The organism is Paenibacillus sp. W2I17, assembly GCF_030815985.1.
Lineage (GTDB): Bacteria > Bacillota > Bacilli > Paenibacillales > Paenibacillaceae > Paenibacillus.
Genome location: NZ_JAUSXM010000001.1, coordinates 2,458,629 through 2,480,579, shown reverse-complemented (window position 1 = coordinate 2,480,579; position 21,951 = coordinate 2,458,629). Strand labels below are relative to the sequence as shown.

The 21,951-nt window shown below is 45.8% G+C and carries 20 protein-coding genes; 17 read left to right on the top strand and 3 right to left on the bottom strand.

What is annotated here, in order from left to right; translation table 11 throughout:
- Window positions 1-2: 2 nt before the first annotated feature.
- On the top strand, window positions 3-401 hold the full coding sequence (locus QF041_RS10820) for an FxsA family protein (protein ID WP_036609835.1): 399 nt from the start codon (window positions 3-5) through the stop codon (window positions 399-401).
- A 101-nt stretch (window positions 402-502) separates the two neighbouring features.
- Here the strand turns inward: QF041_RS10820 and ytvI are convergent, their stop codons facing one another.
- A complete protein-coding gene (gene ytvI / locus QF041_RS10815; RefSeq protein WP_036609832.1) occupies window positions 503-1,621 on the bottom strand; it encodes a sporulation integral membrane protein YtvI in 1,119 nt (372 codons plus the stop codon).
- Window positions 1,622-2,151: 530 nt separating this feature from the next.
- Here ytvI and citZ point away from each other — a divergent pair.
- The 4 genes from citZ to QF041_RS10795 all read left to right on the top strand — a co-directional run bounded on the left by citZ (window position 2,152) and on the right by QF041_RS10795 (window position 6,221).
- Window positions 2,152-3,264: a citrate synthase gene (citZ, locus tag QF041_RS10810; protein WP_307414025.1), complete on the top strand. Its 1,113-nt coding sequence runs from the start codon at window positions 2,152-2,154 to the stop codon at window positions 3,262-3,264.
- A 147-nt stretch (window positions 3,265-3,411) separates the two neighbouring features.
- The gene (gene icd / locus QF041_RS10805) at window positions 3,412-4,704 is read left to right on the top strand and encodes an NADP-dependent isocitrate dehydrogenase (protein WP_307414023.1); all 1,293 of its coding nucleotides are present in this window, start codon (window positions 3,412-3,414) and stop codon (window positions 4,702-4,704) included.
- A gap of 15 nt (window positions 4,705-4,719) precedes the next feature.
- Window positions 4,720-5,661, top strand: a complete 942-nt coding sequence (mdh, locus tag QF041_RS10800; RefSeq protein ID WP_062833553.1) for a malate dehydrogenase — start codon at window positions 4,720-4,722, stop codon at window positions 5,659-5,661.
- Between the two features lie 134 nt (window positions 5,662-5,795).
- Window positions 5,796-6,221: a hypothetical protein gene (locus QF041_RS10795; RefSeq protein ID WP_017689485.1), complete on the top strand. Its 426-nt coding sequence runs from the start codon at window positions 5,796-5,798 to the stop codon at window positions 6,219-6,221.
- Between the two features lie 264 nt (window positions 6,222-6,485).
- Here QF041_RS10795 and QF041_RS10790 read toward each other — a convergent pair whose 3' ends face one another.
- Window positions 6,486-8,045, bottom strand: a complete 1,560-nt coding sequence (locus QF041_RS10790) for a histidine kinase N-terminal 7TM domain-containing diguanylate cyclase (RefSeq protein ID WP_307414020.1) — start codon at window positions 8,043-8,045, stop codon at window positions 6,486-6,488.
- 389 nt (window positions 8,046-8,434) lie between these two features.
- Between QF041_RS10790 and QF041_RS10785 the strand changes: the two genes are divergently transcribed.
- From QF041_RS10785 to QF041_RS10730, 12 genes are all read left to right on the top strand, one after another.
- Entirely contained in the window at window positions 8,435-9,304 is an 870-nt protein-coding gene (locus QF041_RS10785; protein ID WP_307414018.1) for an SDR family oxidoreductase, read from the top strand.
- 294 nt (window positions 9,305-9,598) lie between these two features.
- On the top strand, window positions 9,599-9,946 hold the full coding sequence (locus QF041_RS10780) for a cupin domain-containing protein (RefSeq protein ID WP_307414017.1): 348 nt from the start codon (window positions 9,599-9,601) through the stop codon (window positions 9,944-9,946).
- A 43-nt stretch (window positions 9,947-9,989) separates the two neighbouring features.
- Window positions 9,990-11,810, top strand: a complete 1,821-nt coding sequence (gene pnpS, locus QF041_RS10775) for a two-component system histidine kinase PnpS (RefSeq protein ID WP_036609824.1) — start codon at window positions 9,990-9,992, stop codon at window positions 11,808-11,810.
- 116 nt (window positions 11,811-11,926) lie between these two features.
- Complete coding sequence (locus QF041_RS10770) at window positions 11,927-12,655, top strand: response regulator transcription factor (RefSeq protein ID WP_091032528.1); 729 nt, start codon at window positions 11,927-11,929, stop codon at window positions 12,653-12,655.
- 152 nt (window positions 12,656-12,807) lie between these two features.
- Window positions 12,808-13,989: a methyl-accepting chemotaxis protein gene (locus tag QF041_RS10765; RefSeq protein WP_307414014.1), complete on the top strand. Its 1,182-nt coding sequence runs from the start codon at window positions 12,808-12,810 to the stop codon at window positions 13,987-13,989.
- Between the two features lie 227 nt (window positions 13,990-14,216).
- Window positions 14,217-14,972, top strand: coding sequence for a phosphate ABC transporter ATP-binding protein PstB (gene pstB, locus QF041_RS10760; protein WP_036609821.1), 756 nt, complete (start codon window positions 14,217-14,219; stop codon window positions 14,970-14,972).
- 63 nt (window positions 14,973-15,035) lie between these two features.
- Window positions 15,036-15,695 carry a phosphate signaling complex protein PhoU gene (gene phoU / locus QF041_RS10755; protein ID WP_017689478.1) on the top strand — a complete coding sequence of 220 codons (660 nt, stop codon included), beginning with the start codon at window positions 15,036-15,038 and terminating at the stop codon, window positions 15,693-15,695.
- Window positions 15,696-15,929: 234 nt separating this feature from the next.
- Window positions 15,930-18,584: a DNA polymerase I gene (gene polA, locus QF041_RS10750; RefSeq protein WP_307414011.1), complete on the top strand. Its 2,655-nt coding sequence runs from the start codon at window positions 15,930-15,932 to the stop codon at window positions 18,582-18,584.
- A 118-nt stretch (window positions 18,585-18,702) separates the two neighbouring features.
- A complete protein-coding gene (gene mutM, locus QF041_RS10745; RefSeq protein WP_036669994.1) occupies window positions 18,703-19,530 on the top strand; it encodes a DNA-formamidopyrimidine glycosylase in 828 nt (275 codons plus the stop codon).
- Window positions 19,531-19,672: 142 nt separating this feature from the next.
- Window positions 19,673-20,446, top strand: coding sequence for a manganese efflux pump (locus tag QF041_RS10740; RefSeq protein ID WP_373461334.1), 774 nt, complete (start codon window positions 19,673-19,675; stop codon window positions 20,444-20,446).
- 9 nt (window positions 20,447-20,455) lie between these two features.
- Complete coding sequence (gene coaE, locus QF041_RS10735) at window positions 20,456-21,052, top strand: dephospho-CoA kinase (protein WP_307414009.1); 597 nt, start codon at window positions 20,456-20,458, stop codon at window positions 21,050-21,052.
- Window positions 21,049-21,612: a lytic transglycosylase domain-containing protein gene (locus QF041_RS10730; RefSeq protein WP_036609809.1), complete on the top strand. Its 564-nt coding sequence runs from the start codon at window positions 21,049-21,051 to the stop codon at window positions 21,610-21,612. The genes coaE and QF041_RS10730 overlap by 4 nt, the downstream gene beginning before the upstream one ends.
- A gap of 82 nt (window positions 21,613-21,694) precedes the next feature.
- On the opposite strand, the gene QF041_RS10725 is transcribed toward QF041_RS10730, so the two are convergent.
- Window positions 21,695-21,916 (bottom strand): alpha/beta-type small acid-soluble spore protein, encoded by a 222-nt coding sequence (locus QF041_RS10725; protein ID WP_017689472.1) that lies wholly within the window; start codon window positions 21,914-21,916, stop codon window positions 21,695-21,697.
- Between the last annotated feature and the right edge of the window lie 35 nt (window positions 21,917-21,951).

Sequence of the window (21,951 nt, the reverse complement as noted above, 5' to 3'; positions counted from 1 at the left end):
CAATGCGAAAATGGATGTGGGCTTTACTCTTAATCATTCCGGTGATTGAATTATTTGGTTTTATTCTGATGAGTGACTGGATCGGAGCCGGAAAGACATTGCTTCTCATGATTCTCACGTCCTTGATTGGTATAGCAATGTTGCAGTTTGAAGGGCGAAAAGTACTTGTGGACGCCAAATCCGAGATGGAGCGTGGCAAGGTACCTGGAAGAAAAATGGTCGATGGTCTTTTTATTTTTGTCGGTGGTTTCTTGCTTTTGATTCCAGGTTTTGTGACGGATCTGATCGGGTTTACACTGGTATTTCCATTAACACGTCCAGTTTACCGTCTGTTCTTCCTGGGGTGGCTGGAGAAAAAAATGAAAAGTGGAAAAATTACGTTTTATCGTCGTCCGAAATGAAACACCAGTTGTTATGCATAATGGAAAAGGCTCCGCTCAGCAGATCATTTCTGTTGAACGAAGCCTTTTTCTATTTTCCTGCGTGCTCATAAGATGATGCCTCATCGGACACGTCCGTTGATGATATACGTTCTGAGGTCGCGTAATACGTTAGCCCGATTGAACGCATCGAGAATCACGAGACTGACAGGGCCAATAATCAAGCCCAGAACACCGAACAACTTCAAACCCACAAACATGCCAACTAGCGTGGCGAGTGGGTCGAGCCCTACACTGCTTGCAAGTACCTTCGGTTCAATAATCTGACGGGCGATCAGTAAGATCAGATAGATAATACTAATGCCAATACCCAGATACAGATCCCCATTCATAAAGAGGTACGCTGCCCAAGGCACCATGATAAGGCCAACACCCAGATAAGGAAGCAGATCGACCAAACCAATCATCAGAGCGATGGTGAAGGCTGAATTGACTTGCAATATAAGCAGTCCAATCATGACGAATAGTGCTGTAATCGAGATCATGATCAATTGTGCTCTTGCGTATCCGAACAGTGCCTTCTTAAGGTCAGTCCATATGTCGGATATCGGCTTGCGAATGGAAGAGGGTACCCATCCCGATACGGTGATGTTGTGCCTGGTCCAACTTTTGCTAATGAAGAATGTAGACAACAGAACAACGATTAATACCGCGCCCATGTTCGGCAGGGAAGTCAGCAGACTCAGAATCATGTTGAAAAATCCGGTGACCAGATCTGTGACGGCTGTACCCACCGTTTCAGTTGTTTTACTAATATTGCTGTTGATGGTTTCCTGATAGTTGGGATTTTCCTTGTAAAATTCATTGATCTGCGCAGTCAAACTTTGAATGGTGTCATTCTGGGTCCAGCGCACAAACGTGTCCTTGATCTCATCAACATGAAGATCAAAGCTTGTCGTAAGTGAAATGACTTCTTTAACCATGCGGGTAATCGCCGCAGACAGCACCACCGCAATGGCTCCAAAATAAAGGATCAATGAAAGAGTCACAGCCAGCCAGCGCGGGAATCGTGCTCGATGCTGAAGCAGTTTCACTAAAGGATTCATGGCATAGGCGATAATCCAGGCAATCGCAAAAGGGTACAAAAGCGGGAACAGCAAGTATATGGCAACGGCGATCAGAACGGCCGCAATGATAACCCATAAGCCACGGAGCAGGCGTTTCATTATTATTCTATCCAAGCATCAACTCTCCTTATTTCAATTAAGCCGACCTATGTATGATCCATGAAGCAGTATTAGAAATAGATGGCTATCTTAATTAATATAGAGCATTTACAAGGTTTTGAAACGCCGGGATGTTACCAGATCTTGTTCAAAAGCGGATTTTTGAACAAGATGTATGGGGATTCTTTCTTTTGCCTAGAGTATGCCTTAGTATTACAGAATATAGCAATAGAAAGTTCTTCATACGACAGGATTGGTTAAAAAACATTAAATGTCAACCTTGTTTTTGTAAAGGCTTTCAAAAATGCTTTATCGGTCCGATAAAGAAGTTTGATGTGCGAATGAACTCTCATCATGTTCACATAAACGACAAAATCCAGTATGATGTTATAAGTAAATACCGATTGACAGATAGGAAAACCGTAGTTTGAAATATTTGTTAATTTTAAAATGAAAATGTTTACAAAAAGAGAATAGGTGCATTTTGGCACTTATATGACACTCTGGAATGGTTCCTGATTTCGCTTATTAAAGGAGAGATGTATATGACAGCTACCAAAGGTCTGGAAGGCATCGTTGCAACAACCTCTTCGATCAGTTCTATTGTAGACGGTGTGCTCACATACCGTGGTTACGATATCGACGATTTGGCTGAACATGCCAGCTTTGAAGAAGTTGCCTATTTGTTGTGGTTTGGTAAATTGCCAACAACGGATGAACTGAAATCCCTTCGTAAAAGCCTGAGCGATTACGCGCCGATTCCGAGCGAGTTGATTGCACAAATCCAATTGTATCCGAAAAACGTCAGTACCATGGCAGCACTTCGTTCCGCTATCTCTGCACTTGCACTGTACGACGAGCAAGCGGATGAGATGACTACGGAAGCGAATGAGAACAAAGCGGTTAAGTTGCAAGCACAGTTGCCAACGATTGTGGCAGCCATCGCCCGTATCCGTCAGGGCAAAGAACCTGTGGCTCCAAAAGAAGGCGCTTCCATCGCAGAGAACTTTTTATATATGATGACTGGTGAAGAACCATCCGAGACCGCAGTGAAAGCATTGGATCAAGCCCTTGTCCTGCATGCGGATCACGAGTTGAACGCTTCGACATTTGCAGCCCGTGTAACGGTTGCTACGCTGTCGGACATCTATTCCGGTGTAACTTCCGCCATTGGCGCACTGAAGGGACCACTGCATGGTGGTGCTAACGAAGCTGTTATGAAAATGTTGAATGAGATCGGTACGCCTGATCGTCTTGAAGCGGCAATTCAGGAAAAACTGAATAATCGTGAAAAAATCATGGGCTTTGGACATCGGGTGTACAAAAACGGTGATCCACGCGCCAAACATCTACAGAAGATGTCCAAGGAACTTGGCGAGATGAACAATGATACGCGTTTGTATGATATGTCTGTGAAGATCGAGGAACTGGTAACAGGACAAAAAGGATTGAAGCCTAACGTAGACTTCTATTCTGCTTCTGTATATACCCAACTGGAGATCGAACAGGAATTGTTCACTCCGATCTTTGCGATCAGCAGGGTGTCTGGATGGACTGCACATATTTTGGAACAGCTTGCGGACAATCGCATCATTCGTCCACGTGCGGAGTACACTGGCCCTACAGAACAGAAATACGTTTCTATTGAACTTCGCTAATAGCCCCAAAAACAGTATAATAATATAGACGAGGTGAAGGGTTGGAAAGCAGAGGCTTTACTGGCTTAAGCTCTCAGGACCCTTCTCTCAACAAGACTAGTGGTATGATGAATACTGCATATACGAAACCTAGGAGGAATTTTAACTATGAAATTAGAAAAATTTGCTCACCCAACTGAAGGCGAAAAAATCCAAATTGATAACGGTACACTTCAAGTACCTAGTAATCCAATCATTCCATTTATCGAAGGTGACGGTACAGGCCGTGATATCTGGAAAGCTTCCAAACGTGTATTGGATGCAGCTGTTGAAAAAGCTTATGATGGCAACAAAAAAATCGCATGGTATGAAGTGTTTGCTGGACAAAAAGCATTCGATACATACGGTGAGTGGTTGCCGAATGATACACTGGAAGCCATTCGTGAGTATATCGTAGCGATCAAAGGACCATTGACTACGCCAATCGGTGGCGGTATTCGTTCCCTGAACGTAGCCCTGCGTCAAGAGCTTGACCTGTACACATGCTTGCGTCCTGTTCGTTATTTCGACGGTGTACCTTCTCCGGTTAAACGTCCTGAGCTGGTAGACATGGTCATTTTCCGTGAGAATACGGAAGATATCTATGCAGGAATCGAGTATGCGGAAGGTTCTGAAGAAGTGAAAAAAGTGATCCAGTTCCTGCAACAAGAGATGGGTGCTAACAAAATCCGTTTCCCTGAGACTTCCGGTATTGGTATCAAACCAGTTTCTTCCGAAGGTTCGAAACGTTTGGTACGTGCAGCAATTCAATACGCGATTGATCATAACCGTAAGAGTGTTACATTGGTACACAAAGGTAATATCATGAAATTTACCGAAGGTGCCTTCAAAAACTGGGGATACGAAGTGGCTGAAGATGAGTTCGCTGACAAAGTATTCACTTGGGCACAATACGACATCATCAAAGATAACGAAGGTACAGATGCAGCGAATGCAGCTCAAAAAGCCGCTGAAGATGCTGGTAAAATCATCGTAAAAGATGCGATTGCCGATATCGCTCTGCAACAAGTATTGACTCGTCCAGGCGAATTTGATGTTATCGCAACATTGAACCTGAACGGTGACTATCTGTCCGATGCACTTGCAGCGCAAGTTGGCGGAATTGGTATCGCTCCTGGAGCGAACATCAACTACGTAACAGGACATGCTATCTTCGAAGCAACTCACGGTACTGCACCTAAATACGCGGACAAAGATGTCGTGAACCCTGGTTCCGTTATTCTGTCCGGAGTAATGTTGCTTGAGCACTTGGGATGGCAAGAAGCAGCTAACCTGATCTACAAAGGTATGGAAACATCCATTAACAATAAAACAGTAACGTATGACTTTGCACGTCTGATGGACGGCGCTACTGAAGTGAAATGTTCTGAATTCGCGGATCAAATCATTAAAAACCTGTAAGGGGAGATGTGAATCTTGACTATTCAGCGCAAAAAAATCACAGTAGTCGGCGCCGGTTTTACCGGTGCTACGACCGCATTAATGCTTGCCCAAAAAGAACTCGGGGATGTTGTGCTGGTTGATATTCCTCAACTGGAGAACCCGACGAAGGGGAAAGCACTCGATATGATGGAAGCAAGTCCTGTTCAAGGATTCGACAGTCATATCGTCGGTACTTCCAACTACGAAGATACTGCAGGTTCTGAGATTGTAATCATCACGGCAGGTATCGCCCGTAAACCGGGTATGAGCCGCGACGATCTGGTCAATACGAATGCGGGTATTGTGAAGTCCGTTTGTGAAAATGTGAAAAAATATTGCCCTGATTCCATCGTCATTATTCTAAGCAACCCGGTGGATGCGATGACTTATGCAGCTTATCAGACCCTTGGTTTTCCTAAAAACCGTGTTATCGGTCAGTCAGGTGTTCTGGATACAGCACGTTATTGTACCTTCATTGCGCAAGAGTTGAACGTATCTGTTGAAGATGTTCGTGGATTCGTTCTTGGCGGCCACGGAGATGATATGGTACCCCTCGTTCGTTATTCGAGCGTGGGAGGCATTCCGATCGATACGCTGATTCCGGCTGAACGGATCGAATCCATTGTTCAACGCACACGTGTTGGCGGAGGCGAGATTGTGAATTTGCTGGGTAACGGCAGTGCCTATTATGCACCAGCGGCTTCACTCGTTCAGATGACCGAAGCGATTTTGAAGGACAAGAAACGCATCATTCCAGTGATCGCTTATCTTGAAGGTGAATATGGCTACAATGATCTGTTCCTCGGTGTACCAACCATTCTGGGTGGTAACGGCATTGAGAAAATATTCGAACTTGAACTGACAGCGGAAGAAAAAGCAGGATTGGACAAATCGGCTGATTCGGTACGCAACGTCATTTCGGTAGTAAACTTATAAGTTTGATCACTTTTTGAACAGAAATAAAAAGAAAACCTCCGGAGATCCGGAGGTTTTCTTTTCTTTGGATAAGTTCCCCAGTATAATGGGATGTGATGTATAGCACACCGAAAATGTTGAGGAGGATGAAAATTTTGACAATGATTATGTATCTGCTCCATATTGTTGGAGCACTGGCGATGGGATTCTATTTGATTCTGCCATTTGTGGTCGGTAAAATCCGTACCTTGAATGCTGCAGCACAAGAGGGAGCCTTTGCATCGCTGCGTTCTTTGAACAAAGTTGCGCAGTATGGACTTGTAATCCAACTTCTTACTGGTGGTTACCTGATGACAAAAGGTGAATATTCTCATGTCTGGATGGCTGTCGTTGTTGTTCTGCTCTTGGCTATTGCGGCTATTGGAGGAATTATGGGTAAACCGCTGCGACTCGCTGCTGAAGGTGTGAAAAACAAACGTGATGTGGGTCCTGAGCAAAGCAAGATCCGTATGTTTAGTACACTTCTGGCTGTATTCTTGCTAATCATGGTGTACCTGATGGTGAATAATCAGGTGATCTAAGTGCGTTGTGGACAGTTAATCCACCCTACGAAGAAGTATTGTTAGTTGTTGGTTAAGCGTTTGCAGACGTAATTAGGACAAGCCGGATGATATGTAAGATGGTGTTTCGTTGAAACAAATGAAAAATAGACAGCCTCATTGGCTGTCTATTTTTTGTTATTACCAAGATGAAATCAGCAGTCCTTGGTTTATTTGAACTGGAACTAGAGGGATCACTACCATACATAACATCATGCATGTTCCATCAGACATGGTCTAAATTGGTTAGGTTGTACTCACAGTATACGCACGCACTGCATTTCGACCATTACGCTTGGATTCGTACAAGGCAGTATCAGCGTCGCGTAACAAGGACTCCAGCGAATCTGACCCTCCTTTGTACTGGGCAATACCAAAGCTTGAGGTCAGCGTAATAGGCACTCCCTTAACGTCCAGGGGGTCATTCAACAAGGCAACTCTCAGTTGTTCGGCAAGTTTCTCGGCTTCTTGAAGCGAGGTATTCGGAAGAGCGATGACAAACTCTTCGCCTCCATAACGGGCGAACAACATCTCAGGGCTTAAATAACGATTACAAACAGAGACCACATGAATGATGGCCTGATCGCCAACATCATGCCCGTAGGTATCGTTGATGCGTTTAAAGTAATCAATATCAAATAAAATAAATGAGACAGGTTGCGGATTAAGCTGAGCTTCACTCAAAATCTCCCGGCCTCTATACAAAAATTGAGTGCGGTTATAGATTTTGGTCAGACCATCGAAATAAGCCAGTTGTTTCAGCTGTTCTTGCAAGAAGCGTTGTTCCGTTATATCGATTAACATAATTAGACTGCCCACAGTCTGTACATCCTTGTTATACACGTAAGATGTCCTGACCTGATAACAGACGGTCTCTCCATTTAACTGCCAGTACAGATCGGTTTGTAATCCTTCTCTTCCGTATTCAACGGGAAACGTCTTTCCAGCAAGATTAAGCCAGATATCATCCAAGGGTTGGCCAATCATGGTTGTATCAAGCTCTGGCAACATGTCACGCAGAGATCGGTTGTAATCGACCAGTCGATTGAAACTATCCAGTACAATAACACCTTCACGCATGCTCTCGAAAATACTGTCTTTGGCGATGGGTACGATGGTCAGTAGACGTGAGGATAGAATCGCCCAGATATACATGGCAGACGTGATACACATGAGTACGGGTACGGGGTCCATCCCGCTGGGGGTCACACCAAGTAAATACAGAAAAGCTGCGACCATAGGAATAATCTGTGAAGTAATGAGAGTAAGTAATTGACGACGATACATCTTCTTGGTATGTCTCCATTGTCCAATCAGGATGAGGCAGGCACATAACAGACAGGAGAAGGTGAATGCACCGTGTACAACATACCATTGACCCACTGCGATATCCATCAGAGGAACGGGACTATCTTCTCTCAGCCATACTTTTTTATAAAATAGATGATGAAAGTCATTGGTTGCAACCATACCTAGTGTAATGGAAGGGATTACAAACAGCCCGGCAGTTACCTTTTTGGATAACGTTTTTCCTGTGTACTTTATCATCAACATGAGGCCAAGAGATGCGGAGAAGGGCATGCCTATATACTCTACGGTGGTCCAAAACTTCATCTGTTCCAGCGTGTTGCTGGCCAGCTCAATTGCATAACCAAAAGTGTATATGGAGAGCGCTGCTGTGTAGAGAATGAATATTTTGGAACTGGGGATCTCGGATCTTCTGAAATAGGTATATAAACACAAAAAGACATTCAGCACAGCTGAAGTAGCTACGAGTGTTATATATGTATTAATATGCGATTCCATTGTCAGGTCTCCATGTTAGGTTAGAATGATTAAACCAATAAAAATGAAAGTTAAAGCACATCAGTATACTGTACATTGTACATCAGCCCAAGCAGCATAGGAATACACTTTGTATCATGAAACAGTCTAATTTCGAATAAATTTCGAATTTTAGCAAAACAGGCATTAAAGCAAATCGGTTGTCTGATGTCCGAAGATCGTGGTAAATAACGATTAGAGACAGCGCGCTGAGGCTTGAGTTGCTGTTGATCGCAGAAGAATAATCTGGACTGTTACTGCCATCCTACAGAATGAGACTTTTTTCAGAGAACGAAAGACAAGGAAGTGTGCAGTTATGTCCATGTCTTCTGTAATCCAAATATGTTCACATTTTGAGAGGAGAATGTTAGATGTCAACTACACCACAAAATCAAAAAACAATGCCGGCACAGCACCAGGATCAACGCCCCGGAATCGAATCAGAGATGCATCCCAGACCGGAATTTGAGAAGCCTGAATACAAGGCAGCAGGTAAACTGACGGGTAAGGTGGCGCTTATTACAGGGGGGGACAGCGGAATTGGACGTGCTGTTGCTGTTACGTATGCCAAGGAAGGCGCGGATGTCGCCATTGTATACCTGAACGAGCACGAAGATGCCAAAGAAACGAAGCGTCAGGTCGAACAGGAAGGACGCAAGTGCATCTTGATTGCAGGTGACATTGGTGATGATGCCTTTGCGAAGAGATCGGTTCAGCAGACAGTAGATGAACTGGGCAAACTGGACATTGTCGTGAATAACGCAGCAGAACAGCATCCACAGCAGAATCTGGAGGATATTACGCCAGAACAGCTGGAGCGTACATTCCGTACCAATATCTTCGGCATGTTCTATGTGACACAAGCAGCCCTGCCACATCTGAAGCAGGGCAGTACGATAATTAATACAACCTCCATCACAGCCTATCGCGGTAGCCCGACCCTGCTTGACTATTCATCTACCAAAGGAGCAATCACTTCGTTCACTCGTTCGCTGTCGATGAATGTGATTGAGAAGGGAATTCGTGTCAATGCCGTTGCACCAGGGCCGATCTGGACACCACTCATTCCATCCACATTTGATGAGAAAAAAGTAAGTGAGTTCGGCGCAACGCAGCCAATGAAGCGGCCAGGACAACCGGATGAACTGGCTCCCGCCTATGTATATCTAGCTTCAGATGATTCTTCGTATGTGAGCGGACAGGTGATACATGTGAATGGTGGCGAAGTGGTGAACGGATAATACGTAATGAACGTTTAAACTCAGGATAGGATTGATTATTATAGAGAGGCGTATCGCTTTCAGCATGGCTGAGCGGTGCGTCTTTTTTATATCAGGTGAATATGTATGTCAAAGATGCGATTTAGCACCTGTTTACAAAAGTCGGCATCTCTGTTGATACAACTATGATATTTTATTATTAGCCTTGTCTGACTGCAGTTGAATAGCGTATTGCACAGTATTGACTAAAAGATTGGGAGGCCCCTAATCTGTGATATGATAGATCGAGCAATTATACTCGGGGGGACAAGTCATATGAAAATTAGCAAACAGAATGCAGCACATTATATATGGGGTGCCCAGTGCGACGGTTGGCATCTCGTTCAAAACGAAAAATTGAGCATCATTCATGAACGAATGCCCGCAGGAACGGCTGAAATACGACATTATCATTCGGTAAGCCGTCAGTTTTTTTTCATCCTCAGCGGTGAAGCATGCATGGAACTTAATGGAGAAACGTTTGTGCTGGAAACCCATGAAGGAATAGAGATTGCACCCGGAATGCCGCATCAGATGATGAATCGGAGCGACGAAGAAGTGGAGTTTCTTGTAATTTCCAATCCGGGTACCCGTGGGGACCGAATTGAACTGGATTCAATGTAGAGCAATTCATTAGATATTAATCTGATCATAAAGGAAGAGATAGATGAGACCGTTCCGAATTCGCCTTGCCATCATTATGATGGTGCTGATCGGCGTATCCGTCATTGTGGCTGGATATACGATGGGCAGAGTGTTTAAGACTACGCATATAGCCGCATTGGAGCAAACCATGGTGCGCGAGATTAATTTGCTCAAAGCAACTTTTCCATTCCATGATGCAAGTGATCCAACCTCGGAAGCCACACGAAAGTATTATTCAGATCGGGCGCTGGAACTGGATCGTCTGACGGATTCCCGTGTAACCTTCATCAATAAAGACGGCATGGTCATTGGAGATTCCGAGAGTGATCCGGCATCCATGGATAATCACTTGAACCGTGAGGAGATTAAGGGTGCCGTCGGAGATGGGTACGGGCAATCCATACGTTACAGTGAGACATTGGGACAAGACATGCTGTATGTAGCACTACCTGTGAATTCGGATCAAAGTGACATGATTGAAATCCCTAGCGGCAAATTTGATGGCTACATTCGTCTATCCATGAGTCTACAGGCTGTGGATCAAGGGCTTCAGCGTGGTTGGATGATTATGTTTGCTGCACTTGGGCTATTGTTCTTAATTGTCGCGTTTGTCAGTTATCGGGTTGCACGTGGGTTAACCTCCCCGATTGAGCATATTACAAAAGTGGCCCATCGGATCACCAAGCTGGAATACGATGCCAGAGTTGATGTAACGCGTAGAGATGAGATCGGACAGCTGGGGCTTGCCATAAACGGAATGGCAGACAGCTTGCAGTCCCAGCTGAAGACGATCCGTGACAATGAAGCGTTGTTACAGAGTGTCCTCGCGAACATGACCGGAGGTATTGTCATGATCGACGCAGGGCAATCCATTGCACTGGTCAATCGGGAAGCGGAGCGTATGCTTGGTATTCAGGCAGGAAAGGTTACGGGTAAACCTTATACTGAATTGAAAAGACACTACGAATTAACTCGTACCATTGAAGAGAGTGTTGCATTGAAAGAACGGATGCATGAAGAAGTGAGTGTGTTCAACCCGGAGGAAAAATTGATCCGTATTGATGGAGTACCGATGTCCGAAGATGATGGCGGGTATCGAGGCATGTTGTTCCTGTTGCAGGACGTGACAGCGATTCGCCGATTGGAGTCCATGCGCAGTGAGTTTGTTGCAAATGTCTCTCATGAGCTCAAGACACCAGTCGCTGCGGTCAAAGGGTTTGCTGAAACGTTGCTTAGCGGCGGGGTACAGGATAAGGAGACAGAGCGATCATTCCTGAAAATCATCTATGATGAAGGAGATCGACTTAACCGATTAATTGGGGATATTCTGGAGTTATCCAAAATTGAATCGAAACGCGCACCGCTGCAATGCTCACCTGTTCATGTACACTCTTTCTTCGAAATGGTGCTGGGCACCTTGTCCAAGGTGGCGGAGAAAAAGCAGATTCGTCTGGAAATGCATGTTCCGGAGGAACTGTACATTGAAGCGGATGAGGACAAGATGAAGCAGATATTCATCAATCTGTTATCCAACGGAATCAACTATACCCCCGATGGTGGACGAGTGAAGTTACAGGTGACGATGGATAACGATGATGAAGTTGTCTTTGCGGTGTCAGATACAGGCATTGGCATACCGAAAAAAGATTTGCCGCGAATCTTCGAACGGTTCTATCGTGTTGATAAAGGCAGATCCCGTAATTCAGGGGGCACAGGCCTTGGACTTTCCATCGTTAAACATCTGGTGGAATTGCATCATGGCAAATTGTCTGTAGAGAGTGAACTGGGCATGGGGACAACGTTCCGTGTGATCCTTCCTTTCATTCAGGAAGAAGAGATGTAGGCGTCTGGTATCAAAATGTAAAAAGTGTGTATTGTTTTACACCGCGTTAACAAATTAGTGCTATGATAGAAAAAGTGTTGTGGCAACAGACAACCTATGAAGAGAGAAGGGGTATCATGGCACAGCGTTTGCTAGTTATTGAAGATGAACCTACATTATCAAGATTACTCACGTATAACCTGACACAGGAAGGTTACGACGTTACGGCAGAGGATCACGGATCTGCAGGATATGATCGGGCCTTGTCCCAGGAATTTGATCTCATTTTGCTGGATCTGATGCTTCCAGGCATGAATGGTCTGGACATTCTGAACAAGTTAAGAATACAGGGTGTCAGTACACCTGTTATCATTCTGACGGCCAAGAACGGTGAAGCCGAGGTTGTACAGGGACTGAAATCGGGTGCCGATGATTATATTACCAAACCATTTGGTGTATCTGAGTTATTAGCCCGAGTGGATGCGGTATTACGACGTTATTCCAATGGCGAAGATTTACCACAGCTTGAGGACAAAGATGGCTCACGAATTATTCTGGGAGAGCTGGAGATTTATCCTCTGAAATATGAAGTGACACTGGGTGGACAATCCATCAGTCTGCGTCCGAAAGAGTTCGAAGTACTTTTATATTTGGCCAAAAAGCCGGGTGTGGTACTGACAAGGGATGATCTGATGAACGCTGTGTGGGGCTTCGATTATATCGGAGGTCAACGAACCGTGGATGTTCACGTCAGTTCATTACGTAAAAAGCTGGAGCTGGACCCGGAATCAGTTCACATTGATTCGATTCGTGGTGTAGGTTATAAATTGGTTGTAAAAAGAAAAACTCCCCATCATTCAAGTTAGCAATGATCGGGGAGTTTTATTTTACGTTCATTTAACATAAAGGAAGATTTTTCTTTACGTAGAGGGAGTAGCATGGACTTATCTGAGTGATACTTTGTACCTACATAACCCACCTCAAGACGGAGGTATTACGTAAAGGAGATTGCGCATTTATGCCCATGTTGCTCGAAGTGAAACCTGACCAGCCTCATGTTGTTTTACATAATGAAGAAATAGCGACACCCGAACAGCAGCATCATGAAGTAACGGTTGTTGCTGAAGAACCTGTAATCCATTTGCATGACTATTATCGTCAGGTACCTGTCGCCGGAGTCCATACCACATGTGGAGAAGCTGCCACGATGATGAATCAGGATCAGGAACACCCATGTATTGTACTGTGTGATGAGCAGATGAAACCCACTGGATTGTTAATGCGAGAGACGTTATATCGGATGTTAAATGGCCGTTTTGCCGCAGATCTATTCTACCGTAAGCCGGTCATACAAGTAGTGAATACATCTCCGGTTATTGCAGATATTCATATGGAAGCCTCAACGATTATTGATATCGCACTTGGACGGAATGAACAGCATTTCTATGATTGTCTGCTGGTTACGGAACAAGGCAGACTGCTTGGTGTGCTGACGATGCGTGACGTAATGTCGCTCTCCCGCAGATTGCAGCAGGCTGTTACGGAAGAGCGCATACGTACAGTAACCGAGAGCAGACAGGAGATATCCAGAATCAACAATGCGGTCACCAAGTTGGTGAATGCAGCCAATCAGACTGTACATGAGGCCCGTGAGATCATGGCATTGTCCAAGAAGGGTGAAGAGAGTTTGAAACACGTTGATGCTTCCTATAACCGGGTACATCAGCATATGGAGAGTCAAGGACAACATGCAGATCACATGCTGAATTCGATCAAAACAGGTTCAGGCATGGCACAATCCATTCGCTCCCTGGCAGATCAAAGTGGTCTCCTCGCCCTGAATGCTTCCATCGAAGCAGCTCATGCCGGTGAATATGGACGTGGTTTTCAGATTGTTGCAGGCGAGATTCGAGCGCTCGCGAAACAGACCCGTGAGGTTGCGGGGAACATGTCTTCATTGCTAGAGAATATTGGTGGATTGACCCTTCAGACTGTTGAACTGGTTAAGGCAAGCGGAGCGGAGATTGACGACAGTTCGGTGCATGTCACCGCAGGGGGAGCAACGTTCCGACAACTGAACAGTGCGGTGAGAGATTTGTCTCGTATAGCAGAGGAGATCGCCATGGAAGGCGGGAAAGCTGGAGAAGTTGCAGAGCACATTCGTACGAAGCTGGATGAGATGGTTTCGAATGGAGAGTAATATAAAGTAGTCAATAAGGCAGACATCAGGAATCAGATTGATCCATCAAGCAGATCATGAAGGTTAAGGATGTCTTTTTTACATTCCGTTAACATGAAAGTGATACTGTTTTTACAATGAAAGGGTAGGATATTAAAGATGGCCGAGCAGCGATGAAAGATTATCAGTATCGGTCTCGACGTAAAGGGAGTTTCTGTGTCCCTGCAGCGAAGGAGAAGTGAACATCCATGAAGGACCTCATTCACATTGAAAATCTTAATTTATATTATGATACGCATCACGCGCTTAAAAATATATCGATGGATCTGCCGGAAAAAACCGTTACTGCGTTCATCGGGCCGTCAGGTTGTGGTAAATCGACATTGCTTCGCACGTTAAACCGGATGAATGACATGATTCCGGGTGTTCGTGTGGAAGGACAGGTTATGCTGAATGGCTCTGACATTTACAGTAATGAGATTGAAGTGGAGACACTGCGCAAACGAGTTGGCATGGTGTTTCAACAACCGAATCCTTTTCCAAAATCCATATACGATAACGTGGCTTATGGACCGCGCTTGCACGGGGTAACCCAAAAGGCTGAACTGGATCAGTTGGTGGAACAAAGTCTTGTCCATGCTGCCCTATGGGATGAAGTAAAGGATGTATTGAAAAAGTCGGCACTTAGTTTGTCCGGCGGACAACAACAGCGTCTCTGTATTGCACGGGCGCTGGCTGTACAGCCAGACGTTCTGCTGATGGATGAAGCAACGTCTGCACTCGACCCGATCTCCACATTGAAGATTGAGGAACTGGTGAAGGAGTTGCATCACAAGTACACAATCGTTATGGTTACCCACAATATGCACCAGGCGGCACGGGTATCTGGACGCACGGTATTTTTCCTGAATGGTGAAGTGGTGGAGGCAGCTGATACGGAGACGTTATTCTCCACACCGCAAGATTCCCGGACTGAGGATTATATATCTGGAAGGTTCGGTTAAGCGAGCTGAATTGGAATGATCCCGGCATACCCGGAGATGATGGATAAGGAGGACATGAAATCTATGATTCGCAGAAAAGAATTTGATCAGGAGCTTGAAGAGCTGCGTACCTTGCTCAAACAAATGGGTGAACATGTAGGAGCAGCATTGGATGGTGCTATTGAGAGTTTACAAACGATGAACGCGGAGAAAGCTCAGGTCATCATCAAGAATGATGCGAATCTGAATGCCCTTGAAGACAAAATTATGGAACTTGGCTCCAAACTGATCATCACACAACAGCCGGTGGCGAAGGATCTCAGACGTATTATCGTGGCATTCAAAATCTCCAGTGATCTGGAGCGTATGGGAGATCTTGCGCTCGACGTGGCGAAGGTGACACTCCGGATGGATGGACAGAAGCTGATTAAACCTCTGGTGGATATCCCGCAAATGGCAGAAATCGTGAAATCCATGATTGATGAATCCATCGAATCTTTCCTGAAAGAAAACACAGACCTGGCCTATAAAATGGCTCAGACGGACGATCAGGTCGATCAACTGTACAGCCATATGATCAGTGATCTCTACACGTTAATGACAGAGCATCCTAATCAGGCTTCACAGGCTATGCTGCTGATGATGGTTGGACGTTACATTGAACGGATTGGCGATCATGCAACCAACATTGGTGAGAGCACGGTGTACCTGGTGACAGGTAAACGTCCGGATCTGAATCAATAGAAGAGTATTGCTTTGGAATTGGGGAATCAGTACTGATTAAGTAATGCAATCATATGAATGGAAAAGGACTTTCTCTCAGGTAGGCTGTGTACAGCTGTCTGCGGAGAAGGTTCTTTTTTGCAATTAAAAATGAAGTGAAAAGAGGCTATTCTTTTTGATGTGACAGGTGGGTATGGTATCATGAGAGTAGATGTAATTTGAAGAGGTTGACCATATAATACGCGAGGTGCTGGAATGGACAAGTTTATTCTCATAGATGGAAATAGCATTATTTACAGGGCGTTTTTTGCAATGCCGCCTCTGACCAACTCAAAAGGTCTGCATACCAATGCGGTATATGGCTTCACCACAATGCTGCTAAGACTGCTTGAAGAGCATAAACCTACACATGTTATGGTTGCATTTGATGCAGGCAAAATCACGTTCCGCCACGAAGGGTATCAGGAATACAAGGGTGGACGGGAGAAAACACCACCAGAGTTGTCAGAGCAATTCCCTTTGCTCAAAGAACTGCTGAAAGGACTTGGCATTGCTCAGTTTGAGCTGGCTGGATTCGAAGCGGATGACATCATCGGAACGTTAACCAAACGCGCAGATGAAGCGGGCAGACAGGTGCTTGTTGTATCGGGTGACAAAGATATGCTGCAGCTTGCCTCCGAAAATGTACATATCGGGCTGACACGTAAAGGGGTAACCGATATTGAGCTGTATGATCCTGCTCAGATTAAGGAGCGTTATGGTCTGACTCCATTGCAAATCATTGATCTCAAGGGTCTGATGGGCGATGCGTCCGATAACATTCCAGGCATTCCCGGGGTTGGAGAGAAGACAGCTTTGAAGCTGCTGCATCAGTTCGGATCGGTAGAAGATGTGCTGAACGGTACAAGTGAGTTGAAAGGCAAGATGAAAGAAAAGATCGAGGCCCATGCCGAAGATGCTAGGATGAGCAAACAACTCGCGACGATTCACCGGGAAGTTCCGCTGGAGCAGACGTGGGAGGATATGCAATTCGCTGGATTAAAAGAAGAACATGCGGGCCCTGCATTGGCCAAGCTGGAATTCAAATCCTTGCTCGAACGCCTGTCGTTCAGTGGCAGCATCGGTTCTGAACAGGAAGCGGTCCCTGCTGCAGAAGTTGAATCCTCCATTGCAACAGAGGACAACATCAGTGAGCTGTTCAGTTCCCTCGATTCCATTGATGTCCTCCACGTGGAGACACATGGGGATAACCCGCACCAAGCAAAATTGATTGGACTTGCTGTAGGTTCCGCTGGAACATATACGTTCATATCTCCCGAATTGCTTCATTCCGAGGCTGCGGCTCCAGTGCGGGCATGGCTTGGTAATTCAGACCAGCCGAAGCGCGGTTATGATCTTCATCGTGTAGACCTGGCCCTGCATGCACATGGCATTGAATTCGCTGGTGCGTCATTTGATGTACAACTGGCTGCGTATTTGCTTGATCCAACGGAATCCAACCAGACGATTAGTGGACTCACGACCAAGTATGGTCTGCCGTCACTTGTGGAGGATGACACGGTTATGGGCAAAGGGGCCAAGTACAAGGTACCCGAAGTGGAGATCTTGGGTGATTTCCTGTGCCGCAAAGCTGCTGCAGTCGCAGCCATTATTCCACTTCAGGAGCAGGTGTTGGAAACGGATGAGATGAATTCACTGTTCCATGAACTGGAGATGCCGTTGTCACGCATATTGGCGGACATGGAGAAACAGGGCATCAAGGCCAATACAGCCGATCTGCAGGCTTTGGGCAGTGAGTTTGAAGAACAGATTAGCAGGTTGATGGCTGAGATCTACAAGCTGTCAGGAACGGAATTTAATCTGAATTCACCAAAGCAACTGGGTGAGATTTTGTTTGATAGACTGGGCTTGCCAGTGGTGAAGAAAACAAAAACGGGTTATTCCACAGATGCGGAAGTATTGGAGAAATTGGCTCCTTATAATGATGTGGTCAAGCATATTCTGCAATATCGTCAGCTTGCCAAGCTGCAATCCACTTATGTGGAAGGATTACTCAAAGAGATATCCAATCGGGATGGCAAGGTGCATACGTATTATCGTCAGACCATTGCTGCAACGGGACGACTTAGCAGTCAATTCCCGAACTTGCAGAACATTCCGATTCGGATGGAGGAAGGTCGCAAAATCCGGAAGGTATTTGTTCCTTCCGAGCCCGGATGGTCCATTTTGGCAGCAGACTATTCCCAGATTGAACTGCGTGTATTGGCACACATTTCGGACGATGAGCGCTTGAAGGAAGCATTTGTTAATGATATGGATATTCATACAAAGACCGCTTCGGATGTATTCGGCGTGAAGCCTGAGGATGTGGATGGGGATATGCGTCGTTCCGCCAAGGCAGTTAACTTTGGTATCGTGTATGGCATAAGTGATTATGGCTTATCACAGAACCTGCATATTACACGTAAAGAGGCCGCACAGTTTATTGATCAGTATTTTGAAGTATTCCAGGGTGTCCGCCGATATATGGATGACATTGTGAAGGAAGCTCGCCAGGATGGTTACGTCAAAACGTTGTTGGAACGACGTCGCTACCTGCCAGAGATTAACGCCAGTAACTTCAATCTGCGTTCCTTCGCAGAGCGTACGGCGATGAATACACCGATTCAGGGAACAGCGGCAGATATCATCAAGCTGGCCATGGTACAGATGGATGAAGCGCTGCGGGAACGCAAGTTGAAGAGCCGTATGTTGCTTCAGGTGCACGATGAACTTGTATTCGAAGTGCCTGCGGATGAATTGGAACTGATGAAAGAGTTAGTCCCTTCTGTTATGGAAAAAGCATTGGAACTGTCGGTTCCGCTGAAAGCAGAAGTCAGCTTTGGTGATAACTGGTACGAAGCGAAATAAATCAAGTGCTGCGCGGTTTTTCCGGTATTTTACAAAAGGCCTTTCCATGTTTGAGATATAAGAAAAGGGTCCCGCTGAGCGCCATCTTCCGTTATAATATAGGGGAGGTGAGAACATCATGCCGGAATTACCGGAAGTCGAAACAGTCAGAAGAACACTGAATCAACTTATTGTGGGCAAAACGATTGATCATGTTACCGTTAGCTTGCCGCGGATTATTCAGCGGCCGGACGATATAGATGCATTTGCAATGGAACTCGCGGGACATACCGTCATTGGGGTGGAGCGCCGCGGCAAGTTTTTGCGTATTTTGCTGGACGGGCTGGTGCTTGTCTCCCATCTGCGGATGGAAGGAAGGTACGGTGTGTACGAGCAGCATGAAGATGTGGAGAAACATACACATGTGATCTTCCATTTTAATGATGGTACGGAATTGCGTTATAAGGACGTGCGTCAGTTCGGTACGATGCATCTGTTTAATGCAGGTGAGGAACTGGTGTCCAAACCTTTGCTGAAGCTGGGACTGGAGCCGCTTGATCCAGCCTTTACGGTAACTGCATTCCGCGAGGCGGTTGGCAAGCGTACAACCAAAATCAAGGCTGTACTTTTAAATCAGGCATATGTGGTCGGTATCGGGAATATTTATGTGGACGAGGCTCTATTTCGCGCAGGTATCCATCCCGAGACCATCGCCAAGACACTGACTGAAGCTCAGTTAACGGTGCTTCATGAAGCGATTGTGGCTACGTTGCAAGATGCAGTGAATGCAGGTGGATCTTCCATCAAGTCCTATGTGAATGGACAGGGTGAGATGGGGATGTTCCAGCATCAACTGAAAATCTATGGACGCAAATCAGAACCTTGTACAACTTGTGGTACGTTAATTGAAAAAACGGTGGTTGGTGGCCGTGGCACGCATTTTTGTCCGAACTGTCAGCTGCTGTAACATGAACTGAATGAACGAAATGATGAAATCATAGCACCCTTGGATTCCTCCCTCCATATACTGATATGGCAGAAATAAGCGGGCGTATACCCATACTGGCATCTTCAGTTGGCACGAGTACCGCACAGAGGAGGAGTCCGGGGTGCTGCATCATTTTATTTCATTGCTGGCGCTTGCTTTGGCGCTTAGTTTAGATGGTTTTGGAGTCGGGATTACATATGGGTTACGGAGGACTAAGATTCCCCTGTTATCTATCGCTGTTATTTCGATCTGTTCGGGATTGGTTATTGCCTTGTCGATGCAAGTAGGTGTGTTGTTGTCCCATGTGGTGTCACCGGATATCGCTTCGATCGTGGGAGCCGTTATATTGATAGGTATTGGTGCATGGTCACTGTTGCAACTTATTCGAAAGCAAGGCAAAGAACAACTGGAAACAGACGCTGGAACGGGTGAGAGAACAGAAGCAACGGTAACTGGGGTGGGAGAAGCACAAGAGAGACTGTCGGATTCAAAGGGCAGGAATCAGGTGCTTGCGCTGGATCTGGAGCAGTCGGCTTCAGGTGGATCACTGGAACGCATGGTTTTTACATTGGAGCTGCGTAAGCTGGGGGTCGTCATTCAGATCCTTCGCAGTCCCTCCAAGGCGGATATGGATAACTCGGGAAGTATATCTGCCCAAGAAGCGATGTGGCTTGGTATTGCCTTGTCTCTGGATGCGTTTGGAGCAGGATTGGGAGCGGCACTTCTAGGATTCCCTACACTGTGGACGGCACTCATTATTGCGCTGTTTAGTGGAGCGTTTCTGTTACTTGGGATGAAAGTTGGACTGCGATTCTCAGCTCTGCGCTGGATGCGAAGACTGTCTATACTGCCAGCACTATTGTTAATGATTATGGGAATAATGAAGTTGTTATGAGGTGAAACGATGAATATAGGCTTAACCGGCGGGATCGCGACAGGCAAAAGCAGTGTTTCCGCCTATCTCGCCAGTAAGGGAGCGTTGCTCATCGATGCAGACGTTATTGCCCGGGAAGTTATGATGCCCGGGCATCCCGTGTTGGCCGCCGCTGTTAAGCGGTTTGGACAAGCCATACTGAACGAAGATGGAACACTGGATCGGAAAAAGCTCGGGAGTATTGTTTTTCAACAACCTGAGGAACGAAAGGCATTGGAGGCCATCACACATCCGGCAATCCGAAGAGAGATGCGCGAACGGGCTGCTGCATACGCGTTGCAACATCCGGATAAACTTGTGGTATCTGATATTCCTTTGCTCTACGAATCAGGTCTGGAGGACGGTTTCGAGGAAGTCATGGTTGTATATGTCCCGAGATCGGTGCAACGAGATCGCTTGATGAGTCGGGATGGAATGACTGCAGCACAGGCTGAGGCTCGAATGGATGTACAGATGGATATTGAGCGCAAAAAACAGCTGGCAGACATTGTCATCGATAACAGCGGCTTATGGCCTGCGACGGAACAGCAAATTGACTCATATCTACAGCGTAAGGGTTTGTTATGAGAATATTGCGTAAGAAACGTGTACTGCTGTTGATGTTTGTGTCCTTTGTACTGGTGTTATTTCTGAATACAAACTGGATGGCATGGTTCTATCCCATACATTATAAGGAAGAGATCCGTGCCCAATCTCAGAGTTATGAGGTTGATCCGTTTCTGATTGCTTCCATTATCAAGGTGGAGACCAATTTCAAGACAAGCAAGGAATCCAAACGAGGTGCCATTGGGCTCATGCAACTGATGCCGGACACGGCGAACTGGATACTGGAACAAGCCAAAATTCCCGACACTTCGCTGGAGGAATTAAAGCACGAGCCAGAACGAAATATTCAATTAGGGACATGGTATCTGCGGAATCTGTCCGATCAATTCGATGGCAATGAAGCAGTTATGATCGCTGCCTATAATGCGGGTCCAGGCAAAGTGAACAGTTGGCTTAGAGATGGTGTATGGGATGGCTCGTTCGATACAGTGAAAGATATTCCGTTTGGTGAGACGCGTCACTATGTACAAAGAGTCATTTACTATTATAATCAGTATGTAAAGATCTATAATACGTTCTAAGTATATAAGTAGAAGCACAGAGCAGGCCGGTTATTCACCGGCCGCTCCATGCTCCTCTGTGTAGCGTATTACGATGCAGATATTATTGGTATTGACCTGCCAATTGCTGTTCTGCAATTGTTACCAGACGCTTCGTGATGTATCCACCGATCGAACCGTTCTCGTAAGAAGTCATGTTACCTTGGTATCCGTCTTGTGGGATGCTGATTCCGAGTTCTTGAGCAACTTCATATTTCATTTGCTCGAGTGCTGCGGAAGCTTTAGTTACCACCAGGTTGTTGGAGTTACCATTGCTTTGTGCCATTGCTGTTCACCTCCTCGCGGGTTGGTAAAAGTATT